The following is a 15710-nucleotide window of genomic DNA, read 5'->3' on the forward strand; positions in this document are numbered from 1 at the left end:
AGTCTAAATGAAACTTGCATTGGGAACAGTTCAATTTGGAATGGATTATGGCATTACCAATTCAGAAGGAAAGACCTCCTTTCAAGAAATAGAGAGTATTTTAAGATTTTCACATGAACAAGGTATAGTACTTTTAGACACTGCTCCTTCATATGGTGATAGTGAAAAGGTATTGGGAGGGAATTCCTTAAATGACTTTGATGTTATTACCAAAACCCCATATATTAAAAATGAGGTAATTGCGAAAAGTGATATTGAGGAAATTGAGGAAGTATTTTATCAATCTTTAGAAAATTTAAATGTAGATTCATTATATGGCTTATTTGTGCATCAAACAAAAGATATGTATAAAGAAGGTTCAGATAAATTATACGAAAAAATGCTCGATTTTAAAGAAAGAGGAATTGTTCAAAAAATTGGTGTATCTATATATGAAAAATCAGAAATCACAGATCTATTCAATCGGTATAAATGGGATATGGTTCAGATTCCAGTTAACGTCTTAGATCAAAGGTTGATAAAAGATGGAACACTATCTGAGTTAAGTGATAAGGGTATTGAGATTCATGCTCGTTCAATTTTTTTACAAGGTTTACTTTTAACAGATTCCTTTAAACTGGAAAGTCGATTTAAGAGTGTCAATAAATATCTCGCTCAATATTATAATGATTTACATTTAATTGGTATGACAAAAATAGAAGGTGCATTAAACTATATTAATGAGATATCAGAGATTGATTATGCTGTAATTGGAGTAAATAATTTGCTGCAGTTAAAGGAAATATTACTAGCCTATAAAAGGATTAACAATGATAATTCTTTTAGAATTGATTATTCTAATTATGCTGTAGTTAATGAAAATATTATAGATCCTAGAAAATGGGGATGAAGAGATGAATTTAGCTATTCTTCAAGCACGCATGTCATCAAGTAGGCTGCCTGGTAAAGTTATGAAGCTATTATTGGGTAAACCCATGCTTCTTAGACAAATAGAACGAATTAAGAGAAGTAATGGAATTGATGCTTTAATCGTAGCAACAACAACAGAAGTGGAGGATGATGAGATAGCATTTATGTGTAAAGAAAATAACATTCTATGTTATCGTGGGAGTTTGGAAAACGTATTAGATCGTTTTTATAAAATTTCAATTAAATACCAACCAGATAATATCATACGTCTGACGGGTGACTGTCCTCTAATTGATCCAGATATTATTGATAAGGTTATTGAATGTCATTTAAATAATGGAAATGATTATACAAGTAACATTATTCCACCTACGTTCCCAGATGGTTTAGATACGGAAGTGTTTACAGTAAATGCACTTGAAAAAATATATAATGAGGCTAATCGACCATCATTAAAGGAGCATGTAACTTTATATGTTAATGAGAATCCGTATCTATTTAAGAGAGAAAATGTAGTAAATACAGTAGATTTATCCCTCCATAGATGGACGGTGGATGAGCAGGAAGACTATGAATTAGTATGTAGAATTTATGAGAATTTATTTCCGGAAAATCCGAATTTCAATATGCATGATATATTACATTTTTTAGAGGATTACAAAGAATTACAAAAAGTGAATGCAATTTTTACGAGAAATGAAGGGTTGACAAAATCGCTTCAACGAGAAAAATAGATATCGCTTATAGAAAGAAGTTGGATTGAATGTCTAGAACATACGAACAGTCAGAATTAATTTTAGAGAGAGCAAAAAAATCTATTCCACTTGGTGCTCAAACATATAGCAAAAGTATTACTCAGTTGCCGTACGGTGTTTCGCCTTACTTTGCTAGCCGTGGTGAAGGAGCATATTTATATGATGTTGATGGAAATAAGTACATTGATTTTATAAATAGTCAGGCGGCAATTACTCTGGGATATAATAATTCAGAAGTTAATCTTGCTGTCAAAAATCAATTAGAAAACGGTTCTATTTTTTCTTTGTCCCATTCACTTGAAACAGAAGTAGCTGAAAAAATAATAGAAATGGTACCTTGCGCGGAAATGGTTCGTTTTGGTAAAAATGGTTCTGACGCTACAGCAGGTGCTGTTAGACTAGCACGTGCCTATACAAGTAGACAATATATAGCTGTGTGTGGTTACCATGGATGGCAAGATTGGTATATTGGCTCTACAACTAAGGATTTAGGGGTGCCTGATGCCGTTAAAGAATTGACATTAACATTTGAATATAATAATTTGAATTCATTACAAAAGTTATTTGAAAAATATCCAAATCAAATTGCAGCAGTGATTATAGAACCAATGAATGTTAAGGAGCCAGAGCCAGGATTTTTAGAAGAGGTTAAAACTATAACGCACCAAAATGATGCCATATTAATTTTTGATGAAATGATTACAGGATTTAGATTTGCAAATGGAGGAGCTCAAGAATACTTCGGAACAATACCTGATTTAGCCACTTTTGGCAAGGGATTAACTAATGGATTTCCTTTATCAGCTATAACAGGTAAAAAGGAAATTATGATTTTAATGGAGGAAGTTTTCTATTCTTTTACATTTGGAGGTGAAACGCTATCATTAGCGGCAGCACTTGCAACTATGAATAAATTACAAAGAGAACCCGTTTTAGAAGCTATTAAACAAAAAGGTATTAAAGTAATAGAAACTGTTTCTAAGATAATCGATCAATATAAATTAACTGATGTGTTATCAGTTTCTGGACATCCAAGTTGGTCGTTTTTAAATATTAAGGATACTGAACATTATTCTAGTTATGAAATTAAAACATTCTATATGCAGGAAATGTTTAAAAGAGGAATTTTAGCTTATGGTACGCACAATATTAGCTATGCTCACTCAGAAGCGGATTTAAATCAGTTATTTACTGCATATGATGAAATTTTGGAGAAGTTAGCTTTATATTTAGAATCAAATTCTCTATTAAAATATTTAGATTGCGAACCTCTAGTTCCATTATTTAAAGTAAGGTAAATTTGACCCTTAATAGATTTTCTGGAGTTTTTATTACCTTATGCTATTGCAGCATAGCACAGTTGAGGTGCTTACGTTTTGACTGAGTCTAAAGTATGCACCTCTACTATCCACGGGTTTAATTTCTGAATAATCTAACTACAAAAGAGATGTAGGTTCCTTCCTGTATATTTAAATATGTATAAGGGGAAAAGAATTAAAGGAGGAAATTATGAGGAATTTTCAAAAAGAAATATTTCTTGAATCTGAAGGTGATAAGTGGTATTTGAGAAATAATATGAAATTAGTCAATGAAATTGAAATGAATTTTTATTCGAAATTTCTTTCTGATGGAAAAAAAATCTTAGAAATTGGATGTTCTAATGGCACAAAATTAGATTTCCTAAGACAAAGATATAATTGTGAATTTTTTGGAATAGATCCTTCTTCTGAAGCCGTTGAAATAGGGAGTAAAAAATTTCCTGGAATTATTTTAAATATAGGTACAGCAGATAATTTGAATTTTGAAGATGAATTTTTTGACTTCGTAATATTTGGATTTTGTTTTTATTTGATTGATAGGGATTTAATTTCTAAAGTTGTTGCAGAAGCAGATAGAGTTCTTAAGAATAAAGGATATTTAGGAATAACAGATTTTGATGTTAAAATACCACAAACGAGAGAGTATAGTCATTTTGAAGGAGTGAAAACATTTAAAATGGATTATTCGCAATTATTTCTAACATATCCTCATTTTGTTCTTGCGGATAAATGTTGTTACTCCCATAATTCGGACCTTTTTGTTGATGACATAAATGAAAGGGTTAGTTCAGTAGTTTTATACAAAGATCATAGTGGAGCATATTCCTTAATATAAAGAAAAGGTATCTAAAGATGAATATATTTATTAGAGTAGATGCTTCAGTAGAACTTGGAACAGGGCATTTGATGCGCTGCTTAACACTAGCAAACAGAATAAAAAAAGAAGGTAAAGAAGTTTCCTTTATTTGTCGTAGAGCTAAAGGGGACTGTATTCAATTAATAAAGGATAATGGTTTTGAAGTTTATACGCTACCTGCCGTAGAATTATCATTATGGGTTTATGCAAAAATAGAGTGGCAAATAGATGCTACACAAACTATCGAGATTTTACGTAAATTTAATGTTCAGCAAGTTGTGGTTGATCATTATTCATTAGATGAAAAGTGGGAAAAACAAATTCGTCCTTTTACAAAGGAAGTTATGGTCATTGATGATTTAGCGAATCGCCCACATGATTGTGATTTACTGCTAGACCAAAATTATTATTTGAATATGGGGTCACGGTATAATGGATTAGTACCATCGCATGCAAAGTTGTTACTGGGGCCACAGCATGTCCTTTTACGTGAGGAATTCAAAGAGGCAAGAAAGTACATTAAGCCTTTTAATGGAAAAGTAGAGAGACTATTTATTTTCTTTGGTGGGAGTGATCCTACAAATGAAACAGAAAAGGTACTTCGAGCTATTAAGCCACTGGTGCAAAAGTATCGATTAAAAGCAGATGTTGTTGTTGGCAATACTAATCCTAAAAAAGAAGTGATTGAAGCTTTATGTACTGAAATAACTGGAGTTTCATATCAGGGTCAAATTAATAACATGGCAGAGTTAATGGCAAGAGCTGATTTAGCTATCGGTGCAGGCGGTGCGACAACCTGGGAGCGTATTTATTTACAATTACCAAGTATTGTTATTACAGTTGCTGATAATCAAATTGAAATTGCGAAAGCTGTTCATTTCAAACAGCTGTGCTTCTATTTAACTCATTATAGTGAGGTTTGTCCTTATATGATTAGTGATTTTTTAGAGTATATACTATATTCACCTAAATGTATTGAAAATAGTATTTTGAATATGCATAATTTTATTATTAATTGAGGTATGGTATAGATGAATATTTTGTATTTGGGTCCGTTAAGTTCTAATTTTTTTAACAATTTAAAGAGTTTTTCAGATAATATAATTCAAACTGAAGAACGTATAACAATTGAATTTTTAAAAAAACATTCTATTGAATTGATAGTAAGCTATGGGTATAGACATATTATATCTAAAGAATTAATTGGATTTATGAAGAATAGAATTGTTAATCTTCATATTTCATATTTACCTTGGAATCGAGGGGCAGATCCTAACTTTTGGAGTTTTTTAGAAAATACTAAAAAAGGGGTAACTGTTCATTTAATCGATGGAGGTATTGATACTGGACCAATTATTGTACAAAAAGAAGTAACTTTCTCACATAATATAACTCTTCGCCAAAGTTATGCTATCCTTTCTAATGAACTTGAAAAACTCTTTTTTGAGAATTGGTCAAATATTCGAATAGGGAATTTTGAAGCAGTCCCTCAAAATTTTGAGATAGGAAATATACATTTTATTAAGGATAAAAAGAAATATGAACATTTATTAACAAACGGTTGGGATACACCTGTTTCAAAACTGAATGAATTGAGGCCAAAAAATGAAATTTGAAACGTCGTTATTAACGAATTCAACACAGCCATTTATTATCGCAGAAATGTCTGGAAATCATAATCAATCATTAGAACGTGCGTTAGAAATTGTTGATGCCGCAGCTAAAGCAGGAGCTCATGCATTAAAAATTCAAACCTATACAGCTGATACACTAACACTCAATATTGAAACTGAAGATTTTATGATTCGTGATGAAGACAGTTTGTGGGAAGGTAAGTCATTGTATGAATTATATGGAGAAGCCTATACACCATGGGAATGGCATAAGCCAATTTTTGATCGTGCGAAGGAATTAGGTATGATTGCGTTTAGTACACCTTTTGATGATACAGCTGTTGATTTTTTAGAGTACCTTGAGGTGCCATTATATAAGATTGCTTCATTCGAGAATACCGATTTACCATTGATTAAAAAAGTTGCTTCAACTGGGAAACCTATGATTGTATCAACTGGTATGGCTACAGTTGCAGAACTTTACGAATTAGTAACTACAGCAAAAGCAGCGGGATGTAAGGATTTGATATTACTGAAATGTACGAGTACGTATCCTGCTACACCTGAAAATACGAATATCTCTACAATCCCACATATGCGAGAGTTATTTGATGTACAGGTTGGCTTATCAGATCACACGATGGGGACGGGCGTTTCTGTTGCTGCAGTTGCATTAGGTGCTACCGTAATTGAAAAGCATTTTACACTAAATCGTGCTGATGGTGGCGTCGACTCTGCTTTTTCAATGGAGCCAACAGAAATGCAGTCACTAGTAGAAGAAACTAAACGGGCATGGCAGGCAATTGGTAAGGTTAAATATGGTCCTACTGAAAAGGAAAAATCATCATTAAAATTCCGTCGGTCACTTTATGTTTCAGAGGATCTTAGAGCAGGTGATTTTTTTACAAACGATAATGTGAAAATTGTTCGACCGGGCTACGGATTAGAGCCTAAGTATATTGAAAGTGTTCTAGGTAAGAAAGCAAAAACGGATATTGTAAGAGGTACACCACTTAATTGGAAACTGCTAATATAAAGTTCTTGAAAAAATTTAAGAGGTGAGACGATGGCTATAACTGAAAGTATCAATATTCCAGCACACCATAATATATACAATGGACAAAATGAAAGGAATTTACGAATTGATTTTGCAATTCCTGAAAAAGGAACTAATGCAGAGACAGGTATTTTTGTTTTTGTACCGGGCTTTGGAGGTCATATTGATTCGAATGTATATAAAAAAATGCGTGAACAGTTTGCTGATTTATATAATATGGTTACTGTTCAGTGCGAGTATTTTGGTAGCCAATTTATGCAGAGTACGGAAGAGTTTACGTTGAAAGATGGATATTCATCACTAGCAAATATATTTTTAGAGGAAGAAATTAAACAAATTAAAAATAATTTTGCTGATTTTATACCGTTATTATCAAATAAAACCGTGAATTTCCCTGTGCTTGCGAAGTTAGGTGAAAGTACGGAAGAGTTTGTAGATATGGGTTATATGCAGGCAATAGATGTTATCACATCTATTGAAGCAATCCAAATTATTCTAAAGGAAAATGTATTAGCATACGATGAAAATCGAGTAATAGGGTTTGGTCAATCCCAAGGAGCCTATTTATTGCATCTTTGTAATCGATTAGTCCCGCATTTGTTTTCTCAAATTATTGATAATGCTGCGTGGGTATCACCTGTTTATTTATACTCTAATCGTTGGCTTTATAAACAACTAAATAATGCAACATTATGTATTGAATTCGACTACATAGCAAAAAATATTATAGAGGATAAAAAGGCGTTATCTTTACATGAGTTATACAAGCGTTTTAAAAATGGCGCTTATATTTATTCTTGTATTGGTACGACTGATAATTTAGTAAATGTACAAGATAAACGAAGTAGCTTAAGTAAATTGAACTATGTTAAATTTGAAGTGATTGACAGCAAAAAAGTAGACGGCATTATTTTTAAATCAACGAATCATGGTTTAGATGCAGATTTTATACAACTGGTTGATTATGTATTTAGTCAAAAATCTACTCATCTTAATAAAAATAAAAAACGTATACAATATGATGTTGTTAGTTCGAAAACGAAAATACATGTAGATTATAGTTATGGTTTACCTTTATTTCAGTTTGTTGATTGAATTATAGCGAAATTAGAGAAAGTTTTTCACTTCCCCAAAACCAGCAATTCCGTTTATATGGAGAGCTGGTTTTATTTTGAATTTTAGTGAATGAAAAGTATTCTCATAATCGGGATATGTTGTAGTAAACTTATTCAATCATCATTACTATTTTTGGAAAGACTCTTGTACAATTGGCCCATTTATACATGGGGAAAAGCAACTGTTGTCCTTCCCTAAAATATTTGTGTATATATTTTACTCGGTATTTCCGGGGATCAATAACAATGCTATATAAAAGCAATTGTCAACCGATATAATAGAATAAAAGACAATGTACTTTTGGAGGAATTTATTATGAAAAACGAGTTATTAGTAGAAACACAACAATCATATTATGACTATGTAGTGAAAGTAAAAGGCGGTTGCCAACAAATTGCCGACTACTTGCGTGGAGGTAAACAGGCAGAAGCATTTGAAGTGATTGCGAATTTGAGTGAAGGAATTGCGTGGCTTGTATCTGTTGAGCAGCATATGTCTGAAAACTTCTTTCGCGTAAATAGTCGAATGAATGAAGTGTTAGACATGTTAAATGAAGTAAATCAAGCGTTAGAAATTGGTGATTTTGTTACAGTTGCTGATTTATTTGAATATGAAATTGCTCCGATGTTTGAAAGTGCTACAGAATGGACGTTTGAAAAGATAAAAAACTGATAAGCAGACAAATATGGGCATTCTTGTATTAGGGTATATACATAAGTATTTTTTTGTTTGGAAAGGAATACTATGGATCAAGATGAGCGAGAACGAAGAAAATTTCTTGAAGAACAGCTTGAATGGTGTAAAGAAAAAAATATTATTCTAGATGAGATAGACAATGTACTAAAACAAATGAAAGCAATAGCTGAAGACGTTCTTCAATCTGAGTTTGCACCGGATGAAATTGAGGAGTCAAATCGTCAATTGACTAAGTTGAAACTTAGAATAAACTTTTTGGAACAACAATTGTATGTTGAAGTTGTGAATTAATGAAGCTCTACATCAAAACTTCTGTTACTATTTAGGGCTTGCTAGAGGTAAGTCCGTTTGACGAGCCAGTTATTTAATGCTTGAGCAATTAATAGAAGAGGTAGTGACAAATATATGAACGAACAATTCAAACAGTGGTTAGAAAAATCCAATTACCGAGAGGAATTACAAGCAATTGAAAATAGCGAATCCGAAATCACCGATCGTTTCTATCAAACAGTTCCATTCGGTACAGGCGGTATGCGCGGTAAGCTTGGTGTAGGTTCGAATCGCATGAATACCCATACGATTCGTCTTGTGGCAGAAGGGCTTGCGCGACAAATTGAAGTGCAAGGCGAAGTAGCGAAAATACGCGGAGTCGTCATTGCGTACGACACGCGCCATTTCTCTCAAGAATTTGCATATGAGACTGCAGGCGTGCTAGCGGCACATGGCATTCAAAGCTATGTGTTTACGGAAAGCCGCCCAACGCCCGAGTTAAGCTTTGCAGTTCGATATTTAGCGGCATTTGCGGGTGTGGTCATTACGGCGAGCCATAATCCGAAGCAGTACAACGGTTTTAAAGTGTACGGTGAGGACGGAGCGCAGCTAACACCACTGTTTGCGGATGAAATTGTGAACCATATGACTGCGGTGGAAGATTTATTTGGGATTGCAGCGTTATCAAAAGAAGAACTACTTGCTTCAGGGCACTGCGTTGAGATTTTAGACAAGATTGATGATGTTTATGCGCAAGCGTTAATGAAACTACAACTTCGCCCATCTGTAAAAAAAGATGTTTCGATTGTCTACACGCCACTACACGGTGCGGGCTTAGTACCAACAAAGCGAGGACTTGAGCAATTCGGATTTTCGAATGTTCATATTGTGGCGGAGCAAGCGAAGCAGGACGGTGAATTCCCAACAGTTACTTATCCGAATCCAGAAGAATCTGCAACATTTGCCATGGCGATTGAACTTGGTCAGCAAGTCGAAGCAGAACTCCTTCTTGGGACTGATCCAGATGCGGATCGTCTTGGTGTAGCGGTTCGAAATGGTGAGGAATATAAACTATTAACAGGTAACCAGCTTGGGGCACTGTTGCTTCATTACATTTTATCTACGCACAAAGAACACGGTACTTTACCAAACAATGCGGCGATGTTAAAAACGATTGTGACGTCTGAGTTAGGTGCAGCGATTGCGCATTCATTTGGCGTAACTACAATCAATACGTTAACAGGTTTCAAATTTATCGCAGAACAAATCGCGGAGTTTGAAGCAACCGGTAGCCATACCTTTATGTTCGGCTACGAGGAAAGCTACGGTTATTTAGCTGGGGACTTTGTGCGCGACAAAGATGCAGTGCAAATCGCGCTACTTACAGCGGAAATGGCTGCGTATTATAAGGAGCAAGGCAAAACGTTACTAGATGCGTTAGACAACTTATACAAACAATACGGTCATTATCAAGAGTCCTTATTATCGTTAACGTTCGAAGGCATCGAAGGACAGCAAAAAATTGCATCGATTATGAAAAGTTTCCGAGATAATCCACCGAAGCAGTTTAACAATGTAGAAGTCGTGCGAGTTGAAGATTATCAAACAAGTCTTGCTAACGGTGTGGAGCAGCTCACATTACCGAAAGCCGATGTATTAAAATTTATTTTGGCAGACGGCACGTGGATTTGTGTGCGTCCATCTGGAACAGAACCGAAGTGCAAATTTTATATTGGGGTTTGTACAGATTCTATTGTGGCATCGGAAAAAAGATGTGATCAACTTGTTAGGAATTTAAAGGAATTGGATATAGTCTAACTATCTGGACCAATCTTATTTAAATCAATGCGATAAAAACAACTTGGCTTTTACAATTGAGCGTAGAGGACTAGGCACAGGCGATGAAATATTAAAAACGCAGGGCGAGAGAAATATCGCACCTGCATTTTTTTGTGCGCTTAGCACGGTTGTATTAGGGATTAAAAAACAGTAGCGTTTATTCGATCCTTCTTGTAAAGTAGTAAGTTATTTTTACTTGATTTTCTGATATCTTCTTTAATAATAGAAAAAACAATCCGATAGTAAGGGTAATAACATTAATTTCTAGAACGGAGGCACTGTTATGCGTATTACTTCGCAAAATACAGAAGCTACGATGAAAATGAGTTCGTTACCTCTGAAAAATAATTCGACGGTAACGCAAATGGAAGATTCAAAAGTTTCGACTCTAGTAAAAAAAGATGAAGTGAAATTAGAGAACTCACCAGAACAGTCTAAAACAAATTCTGTATCTCGTAGTGATCAAGTAACAAAGGACAAGCTAGAAGAAGCAGTTGCTTCAATTAATGAATTTATCCATACGGAGAAAAAGAATTCTAAGTTTGTATTACATGAAGGACTAGATAAATATTATGTACGTTTAGTCGATGCAGATACAGATGAGCTGATTAAAGAAATTCCACCAGAGCGATTACTCGATGCATTTTATGAAATGCAAAAGCTTGCTGGAATGATTGTAGACGAAAAAATTTAACACTAATTTTTAAAGGAGGTATTTGATTATGGTAAATCGTATTGGTGGTTTGGCATCAGGGATGGATATTGATAGTATGGTCGCAAAATTAATGGCAGCCGAAAAAACACCGTTAAATAAGTTATATCAAAAAAAGCAAACTGCAGAATGGCAACGGGATGCGTATCGTTCGGTTAACACGAAGATGAAAACATTTAGTGATCATACTTTTGATAATCTGTTATTAGCAAGTAATTTCAGAAAAAAGACTCCGAGTATTACTGGGACAAATAGTAGTAAAGTGACTGTGAATGCAGGTGCTGGAGCAACGGGGAATTTAGATATTCAAGCAGTAAAAAAATTGGCAACAAATGCAAAAACAGGAGTTGCTACAGTTAGTAATACAACTCACCGCTTGGCAAAAGGGGCAGATACTTTAGATAAATTTGGTGCTTCTGCTAGCGGCTCTTTTAAGTTAAGTGTAACTAATGCATCGGGAACTGTTGAGGAGAAAACTATTTCATTTGATGCATCAGATACAATTGACACTTTTATCGGTAATTTAAAAGCTGCAGGACTATCAAAATCAGCTTACGATGAGAAAACAGGGAAATTTACAATTGCTGGGGCTGATTATACAATCGCTGATGCGGATAGCGCTGGTGAGTTGGCGAAAATCGGTTTCTTACCTTCATCAAAAAGTCTTGCAGACACAACAACAAAGGACACTAAGTTAAGCGCTCTTGGCATTAGTGCCGGCGACTTTAAATTAGATGTAGGGGGTACAGAGAAAACTTTTGCAATTGATGCTGAAGATACAATTGAAACGTTTTTAACAAAACTAAATGCCGCGGATAGTGGTGTCAAAGCAACTTTTGATGAAAAGACAAAGCAATTTTCGATTGCCTCCACAACCGTTGGACAGACGGTAACAGCTGCTGATGACAGTACGTTTGTAGCTTTCCAAAAACTGGGTATAAGTTCAACGGCACCAGTCAGCTCTACTCAGTTCGTAGCAGCAGGAGCAGGAGCAGCTCCAACTGGCAGTACACTATTAGGAGAACTAGGTCTTGAAAATGGTTCAGTGACATTTAATGTCATACAAGCAAATGGTGAAACAAAAGAAACGAAAATTGCTTACAGTAATACGGATACGATTGACTCTTTGATGAAGCAATTAAATACTTCAGGTGTTGGTATTACAGCCCTATTCTCCAATGGAAAACTAACGATTGGTGCAAATAATTCTGGAGCAGTTAAAGATAGTAGTACAAGTGGAATTCAAGTAATCAATGATGGTAGTGCCAATGAGTTTCTTAATGCGTTAGGATTAAAGGCAGCGGGTGATACCGCGACAGGAGCTGCTAAAGGCGTTGCTAATACGGCATTCGACTTAGCATCTACGCAAGGTCAAGATGCTGAATATACGATCAATGGAATAGAGATGAAAAGTAATTCTAATTTAATAAATGTCTCAGGATATGAGATTACTTTAAATGGTGAATTTTCCGATAGTTCAGTGTCTGTATCTTCAACAAACGATATTAGTCATATGGTCGATAAAATTAAAGAATTTGTTACGAAGTACAATGAATTCATTGGTGGCATTAACGAACAGTTAAAGGAAACAAAATATCGTTCTTACGCGCCTTTAACAGACGAACAGCGCAAAGAAATGTCTGAACATGAACAAAAACTGTGGGATGAAAAAGCAAAGAGCGGGCTTTTACGAAGCGATTCCATGTTACGACAAGGCTTAAGTGACATGCGTAGTGCACTTGGTGGTCGTGTTAATGGTTTAGGTGATAATATTCTTGATACAATGGCAGAAATGGGAATTACAACGTCTAGTTCTTATAATGACGGTGGTAAATTAATCATTGATGAAACGAAACTTCGTAAATCATTAAGTGATGATCCAGATCGAGTGATCAATACGCTAACTCAATCAGGGGAAAAGAAAGCTGATGGCACGGATACACGTGGTGTAATATATAGATTACGAGATACAATGTCGGACCTTACAAAAAAAATAGATGCAAAAGCTGGCCGTACAACAATGACGGATAGCCAATACTCAATCGGAAAAAATTTGGTTGATATGGACAAACGTATTGACACTTGGAAACTAAAGCTAGAAAACATTGAATCTCGTTACTGGAAACAGTTTACTGCTATGGAAAAAGCGATTAGTAAAGCAAATGAACAATCTAGTTTCTTCACAACGGCATAATAGAAATTAGATAAGAGCTGGAGAGAATATGAATGAGTCAAGTCCAACAGTTGTTACAAGTATCAGCTAGACTATATCAGCATCTATCAGAAATTCCACACAGTGATCAACGTGATGCATATATCGAAACTATCAATATAATGCTTGATGAACGCGAGGGTATTATATATATGCTTCGTGAAGAAGGCTTTCTGGTAGATACTACGAATCGTGCTCATACTACGCTAGTAGAGCTAGATAAAGGAATACGCGAACGTTTGTCAAAAGTAATGGATGCAGTAAAGCATGATATGAAAGACTTACAAAACCAAAAGAAAAATGAAAAACAGTATATGAATCCATACTCAGACGTCCGCGTAATGGACGGCATGTATTACGACAAGAAGAAGTAATTATATATGTTTTGAAAAAATGTCATATTTAACTACACTTCTTCTTAAATACTCGGGTACAATTAGGCTAACAACATCAGCTTCAAAAGGAGTGTCTAACTATTGGCAGCACAAACTTCCGCATTTAATGCTTATAAACAAAATAGTGTTACGACAGCATCGCCAGGTGAGCTAACATTAATGCTATACAATGGCTGTTTGAAGTTTTTAACAAAAGCGAAAAAGGCGATTGAAGAGCAAGATATACAAGAGAAAAACTTAAATCTACAAAAGTCACAAGCAATTATTGCTGAACTCATGTCAACACTAAATATGGATATGGAAATTTCTAAGCAAATGATGCCTCTATATGAGTATATTAACCGACGCTTAATTGAAGCGAACTTAAAAAATGATGTAGCCATTATTGTAGAAGTTGAAGGTTTAGTATCGGAATTCCGTGACACATGGAAGGAAGTTCTACGTATTACACGTCAAAAACAATATGGTAATACTCAACAAATTTAAGTATTTTTTAAGACTTACATTTTATACTAAATTGTAAGTCTTTTTTTATTTGTATTTTTTGGTATTTAAGAAAGTATAACTTTTCCATCTACATAAGTAACGACACCAATTCTCCCTATTTAGGGCGTGTTGTGGCATTCTAATATTAATTTAATGAATTTAATAAGTGGATTTAGTTATAATGAATCAGAAATCTCAATTAATTAAATGGTATAAATAGGGAGTAAGTAGATAGACATATAGATGTTATTTAATGGATAATAATGTTAGATGGCTAAATAACTATGCAAGCTGGAGGAAATGATATGCTGTTTAAACGTAAAGAGGGTTTTCGCTTTGCTTTTGGTGAACCGGTACCAGCAAATTTTGTAATACTCGTAAACGGAAAGCCAGTTGATATTGAACAATCGATTAATCCTTGCCAAATTTTAGATATAAGTCCAAGAGGCATAAAAATGTTTACGGAAGTAGATATTGGTGAACATATGAATAAGCTGCTACAACTAGAAGTTATTTTTGTTTTAGATGTAACAACAATTCGGGCAGTTGGTGAAATCGTTTGGTCAAGACCCTATGGCCGCGGCAAACATTACGGACTGATTTTTGACAATCAACCACTTATTGAAGGATTAATTATAAGTGAGCTTAAAATGCGTCGCAAAAAAGAAATCAAGCGTGGGAAAGTTGGTAAATAACTACTTTTGTTGTTTATTGTCGATATTTGAAAAACATTTCTTAATGAAGCAGGACTTTTTGCAAGCAGTGTAGAAATAGTTAGTATAGCCGATTAAGGAGGAGTTCACATGCTAAATTTTAACATTCGTGGTGAGAACATTGAGGTAACTCCAGCGATTCGCGACTACGTTGAAGGTAAAATTGAAAAAATTGAACGCTACTTCAACGAAGATGTTAACGCAAACGCTAACGTAAATTTAAAGGTTTATAATGATAGACAAACAAAAGTGGAAGTAACAATTCCAATGAAAAATGTAACGCTACGTGCAGAAGAACGTCATAACGATATGTATGCTGCCATTGACTTAATTGTAGATAAGCTTGAGCGTCAAATTCGTAAGCACAAAACAAAGGTGAATCGTAAATTCCGTGAGCGCGAAGGAGTGGGTCTTTACTTTGCTAATGTCTCACAAACAGGAGTGGCAACGGAAGCAACGGAAGAAGAATACACGGTTGTTCGTACAAAGCAGTTTGACCTAAAACCAATGGACGAAGAAGAAGCAATTCTTCAAATGAACATGCTAGGTCACGATTTCTACATTTTCACAGATGCAGAATCAGAAAGCACAAACATTGTGTACAAACGTAAAGATGGTAAATACGGGTTGATTGAAACGAATTAATATAGGAAGTAAAAGCTCTCGTACATTGCGGGAGCTTTTATTTATTATTAGGCTATGTTAAATAATATTGTTGTTTTTATGGAATTAACCATTAGTAGTGGAATTTACTACAACCGT

Annotated in this window: 17 protein-coding genes; all 17 read left to right on the top strand. The window is 34.6% G+C overall.

The genetic code is table 11. The annotated features are described in order from the left end of the window. Positions 1-7 precede the first annotated feature (7 nt). The 17 genes from MHH87_RS03210 to hpf all read left to right on the top strand — a co-directional run bounded on the left by MHH87_RS03210 (position 8) and on the right by hpf (position 15593). Complete coding sequence (locus tag MHH87_RS03210) at positions 8-889, top strand: aldo/keto reductase (protein ID WP_340747891.1); 882 nt, start codon at positions 8-10, stop codon at positions 887-889. 4 nt (positions 890-893) lie between these two features. Further along, positions 894-1643 (top strand): glycosyltransferase family protein, encoded by a 750-nt coding sequence (locus MHH87_RS03215; RefSeq protein ID WP_340747892.1) that lies wholly within the window; start codon positions 894-896, stop codon positions 1641-1643. A 29-nt stretch (positions 1644-1672) separates the two neighbouring features. Next, positions 1673-2962, top strand: coding sequence for an aminotransferase class III-fold pyridoxal phosphate-dependent enzyme (locus MHH87_RS03220; protein WP_340747893.1), 1290 nt, complete (start codon positions 1673-1675; stop codon positions 2960-2962). A 211-nt stretch (positions 2963-3173) separates the two neighbouring features. Beyond that, on the top strand, positions 3174-3818 hold the full coding sequence (locus tag MHH87_RS03225; protein ID WP_340747894.1) for a class I SAM-dependent methyltransferase: 645 nt from the start codon (positions 3174-3176) through the stop codon (positions 3816-3818). Between the two features lie 17 nt (positions 3819-3835). Further along, positions 3836-4858, top strand: a complete 1023-nt coding sequence (pseG, locus tag MHH87_RS03230; RefSeq protein WP_340747895.1) for a UDP-2,4-diacetamido-2,4,6-trideoxy-beta-L-altropyranose hydrolase — start codon at positions 3836-3838, stop codon at positions 4856-4858. 12 nt (positions 4859-4870) lie between these two features. Continuing rightward, the gene (locus MHH87_RS03235) at positions 4871-5455 is read left to right on the top strand and encodes a formyltransferase family protein (RefSeq protein WP_340747896.1); all 585 of its coding nucleotides are present in this window, start codon (positions 4871-4873) and stop codon (positions 5453-5455) included. After that, complete coding sequence (pseI, locus tag MHH87_RS03240; RefSeq protein WP_340747897.1) at positions 5445-6488, top strand: pseudaminic acid synthase; 1044 nt, start codon at positions 5445-5447, stop codon at positions 6486-6488. The genes MHH87_RS03235 and pseI overlap by 11 nt, the downstream gene beginning before the upstream one ends. Positions 6489-6518: 30 nt before the next feature. Further along, entirely contained in the window at positions 6519-7604 is a 1086-nt protein-coding gene (locus MHH87_RS03245; RefSeq protein ID WP_340747898.1) for a DUF2920 family protein, read from the top strand. 336 nt (positions 7605-7940) lie between these two features. Continuing rightward, positions 7941-8297 (top strand): hypothetical protein, encoded by a 357-nt coding sequence (locus tag MHH87_RS03250; protein ID WP_340747899.1) that lies wholly within the window; start codon positions 7941-7943, stop codon positions 8295-8297. Positions 8298-8369: 72 nt separating this feature from the next. Beyond that, positions 8370-8612: a hypothetical protein gene (locus MHH87_RS03255; protein ID WP_340747900.1), complete on the top strand. Its 243-nt coding sequence runs from the start codon at positions 8370-8372 to the stop codon at positions 8610-8612. A 114-nt stretch (positions 8613-8726) separates the two neighbouring features. After that, positions 8727-10409, top strand: a complete 1683-nt coding sequence (locus tag MHH87_RS03260) for a phospho-sugar mutase (protein ID WP_340747901.1) — start codon at positions 8727-8729, stop codon at positions 10407-10409. Positions 10410-10713: 304 nt separating this feature from the next. Beyond that, the gene (locus tag MHH87_RS03265; protein WP_340747902.1) at positions 10714-11124 is read left to right on the top strand and encodes a flagellar protein FlaG; all 411 of its coding nucleotides are present in this window, start codon (positions 10714-10716) and stop codon (positions 11122-11124) included. Positions 11125-11152: 28 nt separating this feature from the next. Next, complete coding sequence (gene fliD / locus MHH87_RS03270; protein ID WP_340747903.1) at positions 11153-13336, top strand: flagellar filament capping protein FliD; 2184 nt, start codon at positions 11153-11155, stop codon at positions 13334-13336. A gap of 32 nt (positions 13337-13368) precedes the next feature. Continuing rightward, positions 13369-13728: a flagellar protein FliT gene (locus MHH87_RS03275; RefSeq protein ID WP_340747904.1), complete on the top strand. Its 360-nt coding sequence runs from the start codon at positions 13369-13371 to the stop codon at positions 13726-13728. Between the two features lie 102 nt (positions 13729-13830). Continuing rightward, a complete protein-coding gene (fliS, locus tag MHH87_RS03280; protein ID WP_340747905.1) occupies positions 13831-14235 on the top strand; it encodes a flagellar export chaperone FliS in 405 nt (134 codons plus the stop codon). 305 nt (positions 14236-14540) lie between these two features. Next, positions 14541-14930 carry a PilZ domain-containing protein gene (locus MHH87_RS03285; protein ID WP_340747906.1) on the top strand — a complete coding sequence of 130 codons (390 nt, stop codon included), beginning with the start codon at positions 14541-14543 and terminating at the stop codon, positions 14928-14930. Positions 14931-15038: 108 nt separating this feature from the next. Then, entirely contained in the window at positions 15039-15593 is a 555-nt protein-coding gene (gene hpf / locus MHH87_RS03290) for a ribosome hibernation-promoting factor, HPF/YfiA family (protein ID WP_340747907.1), read from the top strand. Positions 15594-15710 lie beyond the last annotated feature (117 nt).

The organism is Solibacillus sp. FSL H8-0538, assembly GCF_038003525.1.
In the GTDB taxonomy this organism is placed as follows: domain Bacteria; phylum Bacillota; class Bacilli; order Bacillales_A; family Planococcaceae; genus JBBOPI01.

Bases quoted from the DNA above. Each gene is read 5' to 3' on its own strand.
- MHH87_RS03220 (WP_340747893.1), top strand. From the start codon at position 1,673: ATGTCTAGAACATACGAACAGTCAGAATTAATTTTAGAGAGAGCAAAA.
- MHH87_RS03245 (WP_340747898.1), top strand. From the start codon at position 6,519: ATGGCTATAACTGAAAGTATCAATATTCCAGCACACCATAATATATAC.
- MHH87_RS03255 (WP_340747900.1), top strand. From the start codon at position 8,370: ATGGATCAAGATGAGCGAGAACGAAGAAAATTTCTTGAAGAACAGCTT.
- MHH87_RS03225 (WP_340747894.1), top strand. From the start codon at position 3,174: ATGAGGAATTTTCAAAAAGAAATATTTCTTGAATCTGAAGGTGATAAG.
- MHH87_RS03285 (WP_340747906.1), top strand. From the start codon at position 14,541: ATGCTGTTTAAACGTAAAGAGGGTTTTCGCTTTGCTTTTGGTGAACCG.
- fliD (WP_340747903.1), top strand. From the start codon at position 11,153: ATGGTAAATCGTATTGGTGGTTTGGCATCAGGGATGGATATTGATAGT.
- MHH87_RS03275 (WP_340747904.1), top strand. From the start codon at position 13,369: ATGAGTCAAGTCCAACAGTTGTTACAAGTATCAGCTAGACTATATCAG.
- MHH87_RS03235 (WP_340747896.1), top strand. From the start codon at position 4,871: ATGAATATTTTGTATTTGGGTCCGTTAAGTTCTAATTTTTTTAACAAT.
- MHH87_RS03215 (WP_340747892.1), top strand. From the start codon at position 894: ATGAATTTAGCTATTCTTCAAGCACGCATGTCATCAAGTAGGCTGCCT.
- MHH87_RS03265 (WP_340747902.1), top strand. From the start codon at position 10,714: ATGCGTATTACTTCGCAAAATACAGAAGCTACGATGAAAATGAGTTCG.
- MHH87_RS03210 (WP_340747891.1), top strand. From the start codon at position 8: ATGAAACTTGCATTGGGAACAGTTCAATTTGGAATGGATTATGGCATT.
- MHH87_RS03250 (WP_340747899.1), top strand. From the start codon at position 7,941: ATGAAAAACGAGTTATTAGTAGAAACACAACAATCATATTATGACTAT.
- MHH87_RS03260 (WP_340747901.1), top strand. From the start codon at position 8,727: ATGAACGAACAATTCAAACAGTGGTTAGAAAAATCCAATTACCGAGAG.
- pseG (WP_340747895.1), top strand. From the start codon at position 3,836: ATGAATATATTTATTAGAGTAGATGCTTCAGTAGAACTTGGAACAGGG.
- hpf (WP_340747907.1), top strand. From the start codon at position 15,039: ATGCTAAATTTTAACATTCGTGGTGAGAACATTGAGGTAACTCCAGCG.
- pseI (WP_340747897.1), top strand. From the start codon at position 5,445: ATGAAATTTGAAACGTCGTTATTAACGAATTCAACACAGCCATTTATT.